This is a genomic window from Kitasatospora sp. NPDC057936 (assembly GCF_042887525.1).
Lineage (GTDB): Bacteria > Actinomycetota > Actinomycetes > Streptomycetales > Streptomycetaceae > Kitasatospora.
Map to the genome: position 1 here is coordinate 1 of NZ_JBHVPD010000170.1, position 11,835 is coordinate 11,835.

8 protein-coding genes are annotated in these 11,835 nt (G+C 72.6%); 3 read left to right on the forward strand and 5 right to left on the reverse strand.

All coding sequences use genetic code 11. The features are described 5' to 3' along the window. Positions 1-48: 48 nt before the first annotated feature. From ACFVU9_RS44545 to metH, 3 genes are all read right to left on the reverse strand, one after another. The gene (locus ACFVU9_RS44545; RefSeq protein ID WP_380445468.1) at positions 49-1,659 is read right to left on the reverse strand and encodes an ABC transporter substrate-binding protein; all 1,611 of its coding nucleotides are present in this window, start codon (positions 1,657-1,659) and stop codon (positions 49-51) included. A 289-nt stretch (positions 1,660-1,948) separates the two neighbouring features. Next, the gene (locus ACFVU9_RS44550; protein ID WP_387603656.1) at positions 1,949-2,653 is read right to left on the reverse strand and encodes an HAD family hydrolase; all 705 of its coding nucleotides are present in this window, start codon (positions 2,651-2,653) and stop codon (positions 1,949-1,951) included. 137 nt (positions 2,654-2,790) lie between these two features. Continuing rightward, entirely contained in the window at positions 2,791-6,303 is a 3,513-nt protein-coding gene (gene metH / locus ACFVU9_RS44555) for a methionine synthase (protein ID WP_380504690.1), read from the reverse strand. 143 nt (positions 6,304-6,446) lie between these two features. Here metH and ACFVU9_RS44560 point away from each other — a divergent pair, with 143 nt between their 5' ends. Further along, on the forward strand, positions 6,447-7,535 hold the full coding sequence (locus tag ACFVU9_RS44560) for a hypothetical protein (RefSeq protein ID WP_387603659.1): 1,089 nt from the start codon (positions 6,447-6,449) through the stop codon (positions 7,533-7,535). A gap of 13 nt (positions 7,536-7,548) precedes the next feature. Here ACFVU9_RS44560 and ACFVU9_RS44565 read toward each other — a convergent pair whose 3' ends face one another. Then, a complete protein-coding gene (locus ACFVU9_RS44565) occupies positions 7,549-8,064 on the reverse strand; it encodes an SRPBCC domain-containing protein (RefSeq protein WP_380445472.1) in 516 nt (171 codons plus the stop codon). 160 nt (positions 8,065-8,224) lie between these two features. On the opposite strand from ACFVU9_RS44565, the gene ACFVU9_RS44570 reads away from it, so the two are divergent. Together ACFVU9_RS44570 and ACFVU9_RS44575 are read left to right on the forward strand one after the other, a co-directional pair. Beyond that, the gene (locus ACFVU9_RS44570; RefSeq protein WP_387603662.1) at positions 8,225-9,022 is read left to right on the forward strand and encodes an SGNH/GDSL hydrolase family protein; all 798 of its coding nucleotides are present in this window, start codon (positions 8,225-8,227) and stop codon (positions 9,020-9,022) included. A gap of 157 nt (positions 9,023-9,179) precedes the next feature. Next, positions 9,180-10,136 carry a PAC2 family protein gene (locus tag ACFVU9_RS44575; RefSeq protein ID WP_380445474.1) on the forward strand — a complete coding sequence of 319 codons (957 nt, stop codon included), beginning with the start codon at positions 9,180-9,182 and terminating at the stop codon, positions 10,134-10,136. Between the two features lie 81 nt (positions 10,137-10,217). Here the strand turns inward: ACFVU9_RS44575 and mshC are convergent, their stop codons facing one another. Next, positions 10,218-11,447, reverse strand: a complete 1,230-nt coding sequence (gene mshC / locus ACFVU9_RS44580; RefSeq protein WP_380494426.1) for a cysteine--1-D-myo-inosityl 2-amino-2-deoxy-alpha-D-glucopyranoside ligase — start codon at positions 11,445-11,447, stop codon at positions 10,218-10,220. Between the last annotated feature and the right edge of the window lie 388 nt (positions 11,448-11,835).

An 11,835-nucleotide genomic window follows, 5' to 3' on the forward strand; every position in this document is an offset into this window, starting at 1 on the left:
GTCCGCCTCCCGCACCGGGGGAAGCGGACGGGCCGTCGCCGTCGGGCGCTACTTGCTGCTGCGGCCGATCTCGCCGAAGCGGAAGACGCCGGTGGTGTCGACGGTGGACTCGACCCCGGTGATGTACGAGCGGGCCGCGTAGAACGCCTTGTCCTGGAACAGCGGGACGAGCGGAGCGTTGTCGGCGACGATCGACTGGATCTGGTTGTAGTTGCCGGCCGCCGCGCCGCGGTCGGTCATCTTGAGGCCGTCCGGCACCAGCTTCTGGCTGATCCGCGGGTCGTCCCAGCCGTCGTGGTAGACGCCGCCGTCGACGACCAGCGGGCTGATGTAGTTGTCGGCGTCCGGGTAGTCGGCGAACCAGCCGAGGATGTAGGCCTGGTACTTGCCGTCGGCGAAACCGGCCTTGTACTTGTCCCAGTCGGCCTCCTGCTGGACCGTCACCTGGAACAGGCCGCCGGTCTCCAGCTGCTTCTTCACCGTGTCGGCCTCGGCCGCGCCGGCCCGCGAGCGGGACCACGTGAGGGTGATCTTGACGGGCAGCTGCACCTTGGCGTCGGTGAGGAACTTCTTGGCCTTGCTGACGTCCTGGTCGCCGTACTTGTCGAAGAAGACGGTGTTGTGGCCGGTGACGCCGGCCGGGACCATCGAGTACAGCGGCTGGACGGTGCGGGCGAAGACGTCGCGGGCGAGCGCCTTGCGGTCGAGCAGCGCGGCGGCGGCCTGGCGGACGGCGACGTTGCCGACGACCGCGTCCTTGGTGTTGAAGACCAGCGAGCGGGTGTTGTTGCTGTCGCCCTCGACGACCTGGAGGTCGCCCTTGCCGCCCTGCTGGTCGGAGCGGATCTGGGCGGCGGTGTTCGGGTCCAGGCTGTCGTCGGTGAGGTCGACGTCGCCCTTGTCGAGCGCGGCCTTCAGGTCGGCGGCCTGGTCGTAGTAGCGGACGGTGAACTTGCTGTTCCGCAGCTTGACGTCGCCGTTGTACTTGTCGTTGGCCGACAGCGCGACCTTGCCGATGCTCTTGCCGCCGCCGCCCAGGGCCTCGACCGAGTCGAGCTTGTACGGGCCGGAGCCGACCAGCTTGTCGTTGGGCAGCAGCGAGTCGGCCGGGTACACCTGGTGGTCGACGATCGCGCCGACCGGGCTGGCGAGCTTGGCCGGGAGGGTCGCGTCGGGCGCGGTGAGCTGGAAGACCACCTCGTTGTCGCCCTTGGCCTCGACGGACTTGATCGAGGAGAGCAGCCCGGACGGGCCGTTCTTGTCGTTGATCTTCTTGGTGCGCTCGATCGAGAACACGACGTCGGCGGCGGTCAGCGGGTGGCCGTTGGAGAACTTGAGGCCGGGGCGCAGCACGCAGTGGTACTGGGTGGAGTCGCCGGTGGTGAACTCGCAGGACTGCGCGGCGTCCGGGGAGGGCGAGCTGGAGGCGGCGGGGAAGACCAGCAGCGACTGGAAGGTGTTGCGCAGGATCAGCCAGGAGCCGGAGTCGTAGGACCCGGCCGGGTCCAGCACGCTGGTGAGCTGGGCGGTGCCCATGGTGACCGAGCTGCTGCCGCCGCCGCCCTTGACCGCGTCGGTGACGGATCCGCAGCCGGCCACCGTCACGGCGACCAGGCCGGCGCAGCCGAGTACTGCCAGGCGTTCAGCGGAAGTCTTCACGGGGCGCGTCCTTCTGGGGTGCGCGTCGTGCGACCGGCGCCGGGACCGGGGGTACCCGTCGGCGGCGGTGGCAGGGCTGCGAGGGCGGGAACGAACTGGAGTAGCGTGCCATATCGAACACGCACGACCGATACCCGCGTGGATGACGTTTGGGACACGGTGATCCGGGGCAGCCCGGCTCCCCCGACGAGTTGTCGGCCAATGCCCGTTTTCTCCCCCGATGACCACCGGATCGGGCCACCCGGGGCCCCTTACCGGTCGGTAGGCCGCCGGGGCAATGAGACCACAATCACACGCGCGAGGCGACCAGCGAGCGCAGCAGTTCGAGGTCGACCTGCTCCAGCGAGGACAGCACCAGCCGCCCGGGGGCCGACTCGATCCGCGCGACCGAGGGCACCGCGATCACCGGGCAGCCGGCCGCCTCGGCCGCCTTCACCCCGGTCGGCGCGTCCTCGACCACCACGCAGCGGGCCGGTTCCGCGCCCAGCCGGCGGGCCGCCTCCAGGTACGGGTCCGGGTGCGGCTTGGTGCGCGGCACCTCGTCCCCGGCGACGGTGAAGGCGAAGTGCTCGGCGCCCAGCGAGCGCAGCACGATGTCGATGATGTGCCGGTGCGAGGCCGACACCAGGGCGGCCGGGATCCCGTGCGCGGCAAGGGTATTGAGGAGCCGCTCGGCGCCCGGCATGAGCGGCACGCCGCCGCCCAGCAGGTCGACGAAGCGCTGGTTGATGAGCACCGTCAGGTCGGCCGGGGAGAGGTCGACGCCGGTCCTGGCGAGCAGGTAGTCGATCACCCGGCTCATCGGGCCGCCCACCACCTGGGCGCGGTCCGCCTCGTCGAGCGCGTAGCCGAGCTCGGCGAACAGCGAGGCCTCGGCCTGCCACCAGAAGTCCTCGGTGTCGACCAGCGTCCCGTCCATGTCCAGCAGCACCGCCTGCAGGCCGCGGTCGTCCCCGTGGTCGAGCGCCGCGACGGCGGTGGAGATGCTGGTCATGGTGATCCTTCCGAGTGCCCCGCAGGTGCTCCGGGGATGGCACGGGCCGGCCCGCTGGTGAGCGGACCGGCCCGTTCAGGATCATCAAGGATACGCCCGGTTCGCCGGAAAAGAGCGAACGCGCGGGGGCGTCCTGGTTACCGGGCGTTGAAGTACTTCGCCTCCGGGTGGTGGATCACGATCGCGTCCGTGGACTGCTCCGGGTGGAGCTGGAACTCCTCGGAGAGCACCACGCCGATCCGCTCGGGCTTCAGCAGCTCGGCGATCTTGGCGCGGTCCTCCAGCTCCGGGCAGGCGCCGTAGCCGAGCGAGAAGCGGGCACCGCGGTACTTGAGCGCGAACATGTCCTTGACGTCCTGCGGGTCCTCGCCGGAGAAACCGAGCTCGTAGCGGACCCGGGCGTGCCAGAACTCGGCCAGCGCCTCGGCCAGCTGCACCGAGAGGCCGTGCAGCTCCAGGTAGTCGCGGTAGGAGTTCCCGGCGAACAGCTCGTTGGCCGCCTCCGAGATCCGGTTGCCCATGGTGACCACCTGCAGGCCGACGACGTCCCGCACGCCGGACTCCTCCGGGCGGAAGAAGTCGGCCAGGCAGAGCCGGCGCCCGCGCCGCTGGCGGGGGAAGGTGAAGCGGGTGCGCTCGGTGCCGTCCTCGTGGAAGACGATCAGGTCGTCGCCCTTGGAGTTGGCCGGGTAGTAGCCGTAGACCACGGCCGCCTCCAGCCAGCCCTCGGTCTGCAGCCGGTCCAGCCAGGCGCGCAGCCGCGGGCGGCCCTCGGTCTCCACCAGCTCCTCGTACGACGGCCCCTCGCCGGAGCGCGCCGCCTTCAGGCCCCACTGGCCCTTGAACAGCGCGTCCTCGTCCAGCCAGGACGCGTAGTCGGCGAACGGGATGCCCTTGACGATGCGGTCGCCCCAGAACGGCGGGACGGGCACGGCGTTGTCGACGGCGACGTCGGAGCGGATCTGGCCGAGGTTGACCTCCGGCTCCGGCTCCTCCACCTCGACCCGGGCGTGCCGGCGCTGCTTGAGCTCGGGCAGCACCGCGCCGGGCACGCCGCGCTTGACGGCGATCAGCGCGTCCATCAGCCGCAGGCCCTCGAACGCGTCGCGGGCGTACCGGACTTCGCCCTCGTAGATCTCGTGGAGGTCCTGCTCGACGTACGCCCGGGTGAGCGCGGCGCCGCCGAGGATCACCGGGTAGTCGGCCGCCAGCTTGCGCTGGTTGAGCTCCTCCAGGTTCTCCTTCATGATCACGGTCGACTTGACCAGCAGCCCGGACATCCCGATGACGTCGGCCCGGTGCTCCTGCGCGGCGTCCAGGATCGCCGAAACCGGCTGCTTGATGCCGAGGTTGACGACGTTGTAGCCGTTGTTGGACAGGATGATGTCGACCAGGTTCTTGCCGATGTCGTGGACGTCGCCCTTGACGGTGGCCAGCACGATCGTGCCCTTGCCCTCCGAGTCGGACTTCTCCATGTGCGGCTCCAGGTGCGCCACCGCGGTCTTCATGACCTCGGCGGACTGGAGCACGAACGGCAGCTGCATCTGGCCCGAGCCGAACAGCTCGCCGACCACCTTCATGCCGGACAGCAGGGTCTCGTTGATGATCTCCAGCGCGGGCCGCGCGGTGAGCGCCTCGTCCAGGTCGGCCTCCAGGCCGTTGCGCTCCCCGTCGATGATCCGGCGCTGGAGCCGCTCGTCCAGCGGGAGCGCGGCCAGCTCCTCCGCCTTGGACGCCTTCACCGAGGCCGAGGAGACGCCCTCGAACAGCTCCAGCAGGCGCTGCAGCGGGTCGTAGCCGTCCCGGCGGCGGTCGTAGACCAGGTCGAGGGCGGCCTCGCGCTGGTCCTCGGGGATCCGGGAGATCGGCAGGATCTTCGACGCGTGGACGATCGCCGAGTCCAGGCCGGCCTCGACGCACTCGTGCAGGAAGACCGAGTTGAGGACGACGCGGGCGGCCGGGTTGAGGCCGAAGGAGATGTTGGACAGGCCGAGGGTGGTCTGCACGTCCGGGCGGCGGCGCTTGAGCTCGCGGATCGCCCCGATCGTCTCGATGCCGTCCCGCCGGGACTCCTCCTGCCCGGTGGCCAGGGTGAAGGTGAGGCAGTCGACCAGGATCGAGCCCTCGTCGATGCCGTAGTCCGCGGTGAGCTCGGCGATCAGCCGCTCGGCGATCTCGACCTTCTTGTCCGCGGTGCGGGCCTGGCCCTCCTCGTCGATGGTCAGCGCGATCAGGCCGGCGCCGTGCTCGCGGGCCAGCGAGGCGATCCTGCCGAAGCGCGAGTCGGGGGCGTTGCCGTCCTCGTAGTTGACCGAGTTGAGCACCGCGCGCCCGCCGAGCGCCTCCAGGCCGGCCTGCAGCACGGGCGGCTCGGTGGAGTCCAGGACGATCGGCAGGGTCGAGGCGGTCGCCAGGCGGCCGGCGATCTCCTTCATGTCGGCGACGCCGTCGCGGCCGACGTAGTCGACGCACAGGTCCAGCAGGTGGGAGCCGTCCCGGATCTGGTCGCGGGCGATCTCCACGCAGGCCTGCCAGTCGCCGGCCAGCATCGACTCGCGGAACTTCTTCGAGCCGTTGGCGTTGGTGCGCTCGCCGATCGCGAGGTACGAGGTGTCCTGGCGGAACGGCACCGCCTGGTACAGCGACGCCGCCGACGGATCCGGCTGCGGCGTGCGCGGGGCGATCGCGCGGCCCTGGACGCGCTCGACCACCGCGCGCAGGTGCTCCGGCGTGGTGCCGCAGCAGCCGCCCACCAGCGACAGCCCGTACTCGCGGGTGAACACGTCGTGCGCCTCGGCCAGTTCGGCCGGGGACAGCGGGTAGTGGGCGCCGTCCTTGCCGAGCACCGGCAGGCCCGCGTTCGGCATGCAGGACAGGCCGATCCGGGCGTTCTTGGCCAGGTAGCGCAGGTGCTCGCTCATCTCGGCCGGGCCGGTGGCGCAGTTGAGACCGATGTAGTCGACGCCGAGCGGCTCCAGCGCGGTGAGCGCGGCGCCGATCTCCGAGCCGAGCAGCATCGTGCCGGTGGTCTCCACCGTCACCTGCACCAGCACCGGGAGGTCCAGGCCGGCCGCGGCGAGGGCGCGCTTGGAGCCGAGGATCGCGGCCTTGGTCTGCAGGAGGTCCTGGCTGGTCTCGACCAGCAGGGCGTCGGCGCCGCCGGCGATCAGGCCGGCCGCGTTCTCCTGGAAGCCGTCGCGCAGGGCCTCGTACGGGGCGTGGCCGAGGGTGGGCAGCTTGGTGCCGGGCCCGATCGAGCCGAGCACCCAGCGGGTGCGGCCGTCGGCGGCGGTGTGCGCGTCGGCGACCTCGCGGGCGATCCGGGCGCCGGCCTCGGACAGCTCGAAGATGCGCTCGGGGATGTCGTACTCGCCGAGCGCGGCGAAGTTGGCACCGAAGGTGTTGGTCTCGACGCAGTCCACGCCCACCGCGAAGTAGGCCTCGTGGACGGACCGGACGATGTCGGGGCGGGTGAGGTTCAGGACCTCGTTGCAGCCCTCCAGGTCCTGGAAGTCCTCCATGGTCGGGTCCTGGGCCTGGAGCATGGTGCCCATCGCCCCGTCGGCGACCACCACCCGGGTGGCGAGGGCCTCGCGCAACGCGTTCGCGCGGCTCTGCTGAGTGATGGACGGTTCGGCTGCAGTGGCCATGGGGCTTCTCCCTGGTGCGACGGCTGTCGGCTTTGCGCTCCCGCTTGGTCGGGCGCGCACGTGGCCAGGGTATCCGTCCCACGGCCCGGCGCGACTGTGCATTTCGTATCCTGAACGCTCGGCCGCAAGGGGGGAGCAATCGGTTGGGGCGCGCACGCACGTCCGCGGGACGGATGGGCCGGGCACTGACGGTGCCGTTCAGCGCATTCGGGGCCCGCTGGCGGGGCTGGTCGTGGTGGCGCAGGGCGCTGGTCGCGCTCGCCGTGGCCGCGGCCGTTCCGGTGGCCACGATCGGGGGACTGCTCGTCGCGCTGCGCCTGCACGACGTCGGCCGGCTCTCGCCCGACGCCCGCACCCGCGGCCGGGACGCCGTCTGGCTCGGCCACGCCTGGGTGGACGGCCGCAAGACCGACGCCGACGTCGCGGCGCTCGCCCGGCAGCTCGACGGCACCGGCATCCGCGACCTGTACGTCCACACCGGCCCGCTGGAGCACGACGGCTCGCTGCCGCCGACCGTCCAGCCGCGCGCGCAGTGGTTCGTCGAGGCGGTGCACCGGGAACTGCCGAAGATCCGGGTGCAGGGCTGGCTGGGTGACGAGGTCAAGCCCGAGAAGGACGCCCTCGACCTGGAGGACGCGGCCACCCGGGACCGGGTCACCGCCTCCGCCCGGCAGGTGCTGGACCTCGGCTTCGACGGGGTGCACTTCGACATGGAGCCGATCCGCCCCGGCTCGGCCGGCTGGCTCGCCCTCCTCGACCAGGTCCGGGCGGTGACCGCCGGGCGCGGCGCCAAGCTCTCCGTCGCCGCCCCGCAGATCGACCCCCTGCCCGGCCTGCACACCGCGGGGATCGCCCTCAGCGGGCACGGCAAGTGGTGGGACCAGGCCTACTTCACCGCGACCGCCCGCCGGGTCGACCAGATCGCGGTGATGACGTACGACACCAGCATGCAGACCGAGCCGCTGTTCGGCGGCTACGTCGCCCTGCAGACCGAACTGGCCCTGGAGGCCACGCCGAAGGACGTCGACCTGCTGATGGGCCTGCCGTTCTACTGGGACGACACCTGGGCGCACCGGGGCGGCGCCGAGACGGTCGACGCGGCCGTGCGCGGCGTCCGGCTGGGCCTCGCCCGCGAGGACCTGCACCGCCCGGCCTTCGGCGTCGCGCTGTACGTGGACTTCGCGGCGACGCCCGAGGACTGGGCGCAGTACCGGCGGGGCTGGGTCGGGTAGCTGCGCCCCGGGCTCAGGCCATGCGATGGGCGAGGGCGCCGAGGTAGCGGTGGACGGTCACGTCCTCGCCGGTCACGTAGTGGGAGACCGCGCGGTACAGCGGCTTGCGGACCTCGCCGCGCTCGGTGACGGTCAGCAGGCAGCCCCGGCCCGCCGGCGTCAGGACGTACGTCCAGGTGCCGCCGTACGGCAGGTCCGGGTCGGCGATGCCGGTCACCAGGCGGTGCGGGGCCTCGCTGGCGACCACCTCGTACGTGGTGTGCCCGTGCCGGTCGTACTCGCGCCAGCGCTCCCGGCCGCCGGCCGCCGCGGGCAGCCGCTCGACGTGGGTCAGGTCGGGGCGCCAGGCGGGGTAGAGGTCGATGTCGGTCAGCACGTCCCAGACCGCGCCGGGCGGCTGGGAGAGTTCCAGTCCGCCCTCGGTGACGTGCTCCACCGGGAGCCGGCGGCCCGCGCGGTCCGCCGCCACCACCGCGGTGCCGGCGGCCACCGCCGCCACGCCCGCGCCGATCCACAGCCATCGGTTCATCGGTCCGGCTCCTCACGCCCGCCGCCCGGCCCCGTTGTCCATCATCGCGCCGCCCCGCCCGGCGGGCACGCCACGACGCCGGGTAGTCGATCGACTACGATCCGTGCCCGATGGGCCGAGGCGGACCGCGCCCGGCCCGCCCGGACCCCGGAGAACCGCCGTGCCGCTCCCCCGCCCGGTCGCCGCCCTGGCCGCCGTCCCCCTGCTCTGCGCCGCCCTCGCCGCCCCGGCCGTGGCCGACCCGGCCCCCAGGTACGCCGCGCTCGGCGACTCCTACGCGGCCGGGGTCGCGGCCGGCTCCTACGACCCCGCCAGCGGCGACTGCCACCGCAGCGGCCGCGGCTACCCCGCCCTGTGGGCCGCGGCGCACGGCGCCGCCCTCACCGACGCCGCGTGCAGCGCCGCCGGGGCCGACGACGTCCGCCGCGACCAGCTGCCGAAGGTCGCCGCGGACACCACGGTGGTCACCCTCACCGTGGGCGGCAACGACCTCGGCTTCACCTCGGCGGCCGTCGACTGCCTCCAGCCGCTCACCACCGACGCCCGCTGCGAGCGCACCCTCGACACCGCCGCGCACCACCTGGACGACGACCTGCCCGGCCGCCTCGACGCGCTCTACTCGGCGGTGCGCGCCGCCGCCCCGGCCGCCCGGGTCGTCGTCACCGGCTACCCCCGGCTGCTCCAGACCGGCACCACCTGCCTGCTCGCCACCGAGTCCAGGCGGCAGCGGTTCAACGCCCTCACCGACCGCCTGGACGAGCTGATCCGCCGTCAGTCCGAGGCCCACGGGTTCGCCTTCGCGGACGTCCGGCCGGTCTTCGACGGGCACGGCACGTGCGGCGGCGGCAAGGAGGAGTGGATCAACGGCATCGTGGTCTCCCACCTGTGGGAGTCCTTCCACCCCACCGCCGACGGCCAGGCCCGCGGCTACCTGCCCACCGTCGCCGCGCTCCTGTGACCGGACCTGCGGATAACCGCTGGATCATGGCGGCCCGGTCCCCCAGACTGTCCCGGTGCCCCGGCCGTGACGCGCATCAAAGCCCGTAGGCTGGGCAGGTAGGGACCGTGGAGCGAGGAGTTCCATGGGCGATGAGGAGTTCGGAGGGAGACGCCGGGTGATCGAGCTGGAAGATGTCCCCGAGTTGATCGACCCGGTGATGGTCTGCGCCTTCGAAGGCTGGAACGACGCGGGCGACGCCGCCTCCGCGGCCCTGGCGCACCTGGACGAGACCTGGGGCGGCAAGGTGTTCGCGGCCCTGGACGCGGAGGACTACTACGACTTCCAGGTCAACCGTCCCACGGTCTGGATGGACGGCGGCATCCGCCGGATCACCTGGCCCACCACCCGGCTCTCGGTGATCCGGGTGACGGAGCCCAAGACCCGGGACGTCGTCCTGGTGCGCGGCATCGAGCCGAGCATGCGCTGGCGTTCGTTCTGCAACGAGCTGCTGGGCTTCGCGCACGAGCTGGGTGTCGAGCTGGTGGTGATCCTGGGCGCGCTGCTCGGCGACACCCCGCACAGCCGTCCGGTGCCGGTCAGCGCCGTCACCTCCGACCCCGATCTGGCCCGCCGGCTGGACCTGGAGGAGAGCCGGTACGAGGGCCCGACCGGGATCGTCGGGGTGCTGCAGGAGGCCTGCACGCACGCCGGGGTGCCGGCCGTGACGCTGTGGGCGGCGGTGCCGCACTACGTCGCGCAGCCGCCCAACCCCAAGGCGACCCTGGCCCTGATCAACAAGCTGGAGGACCTGCTCGACCTGCGGATCCCGCCGGGCGAGCTCGGCGAGGACGCCCGGGCCTGGCAGCTGGGCGTCGACCAGCTGGCCGCCGAGGACAGCGAGGTGGCCGAGTACGTCCAGCAGCTGGAGGAGGCGCAGGACACCGCGGAGCTGCCGGAGGCCTCCGGTGACGCGATCGCCCGCGAGTTCGAGCGCTACCTGCGCCGCCGGGAGAACGTCGGTCCGACCGGCGAGAAGCCGGTGGCCGGGCACGCCACCGCGGAGCGGCCGGCCGAGCCGGAGGCGCCCGGGACCACCCGGGAGGCGCCGGAGGGCTCCGCGGACGACGAGTAGGACGGAACGGCCGAAGGGGCGTCAGGACGATCGGTCCTGGCGCCCCTTCGGCGTATGACGGTCCTACAGGACCCGACGGTGCTACAGCGCGACGCCGAGCAGGGCGTCGACGGTACGGGTGACCAGGCCGGGGGCGCCGATGTCGGTGCCGCCGTCGGTCTCCTGGAGCGCCGCCCAGCGGTCGACGGCGGCCAGCGCGGCCGGCGCGTCGAGGTCGTCCGCGAGCGCGGCGCGGACCTCGGCGAGCAGCGCCTCCGCGGCCGGGCCGTCCGGCCGGGAGACCGCGGCGCGCCATCGGGCGAGGCGCTCGACGGCCTCGTCCAGGACGGCCTTGGTCCACTCCCAGTCCTCGCGGTAGTGGTGCGAGAGCAGGGCCAGGCGGATCGCCGCCGGGTCGACGCCCTCGCGGCGCAGCGCCGAGACGAAGACCAGGTTGCCGCGGGACTTGGACATCTTCTTGCCGTCCAGCGCGACCATGCCGGCGTGCACGTACGCCTTCGCGTACGGGTGGGCGCCGGTGGCGACCTGGGCGTGCGAGGCGCCCATCTCGTGGTGCGGGAAGGACAGGTCGCTGCCGCCGCCCTGGACGTCGAAGGACATGCCGAGGTACTGCAGCGCGATCGCGACGCACTCGATGTGCCAGCCGGGGCGGCCGTGGCCGAGCTCGGTGTCCCAGGCGGGCTCGCCGGGGCGGGCGGCCAGCCAGAGCAGCGCGTCGAGCGGGTTGCGCTTGCCGGGGCGGTCCGGGTCGCCGCCGCGCTCGGCGAAGACCGGGCGCATGGCCTCGCGGGTCAGGCCGGAGACCTCGCCGAAGTGCGGGTCGGAGTCGACCGAGAAGTAGATGTCGCCGTCGACCTCGTAGGCGGCGCCACTGGCCAGCAGCTTCTGGACGATCGGCACGATCCACGGGATGGACTCGACGGCGCCGATGTAGTGGGCCGGCGGGAGCAGCCGCAGCGCGGTCATGTCCTCGCGGAACAGCGCCGTCTCGCGCTCGGCCAGGGCCGTCCAGTCCTGCCCGGTGGCGACGGCGCGCTCCAGCAGCGGGTCGTCGACGTCGGTGACGTTCTGGATGTACAGGACGTCGTGACCGGCGTCCTTCCACACCCGCTGCACCAGGTCGAAGGCGTTGTAGGTGGCGGCGTGGCCCATGTGGGTCGCGTCGTAGGGGGTGATGCCGCAGACGTAGATCCGGGCGGTGCCGTCCTGCGGCACGACCTCGCGGACCGTGCCCGCTGCAGTGTCGAAGATGTGGAGGGGGAGCCCCTGACCAGGCAGGGCGGGAACCTCGGAGGCGGGCCAGGCATGCATGGGAACGACTTTAACCTTGCGAACATTTGAAAGCCTAACCAATGCACGAGAATGCACAAGATCGACTGGATTCGCTTGGTGCCGTGGCCTGAGCACTCCTTGACCGGTGCGGTCCGGATTCCGGCGGTTTCCGTGTGCGACGGTCCGCCCACGCACCGACGACCGCACGGCTGAGCGCCCGGCCGGCCCTGCCGCCGACCGGGCGCCCGGCCCTCGGGTGCGCGCGGCCGGAGCCGGCGGGGCCTGTCTTCACACCCCCGTCGTCCGCCCGGAGGGCGGGCCGGGCGGCGTCCGGGTGCGTGCATCGCAAGGCGGAGGAGGGAGGCGATGCGGTGGGGGCACCTCCCGGCCGCCAGGCTGGGGGACATCGGGCGACCGACGACAACGC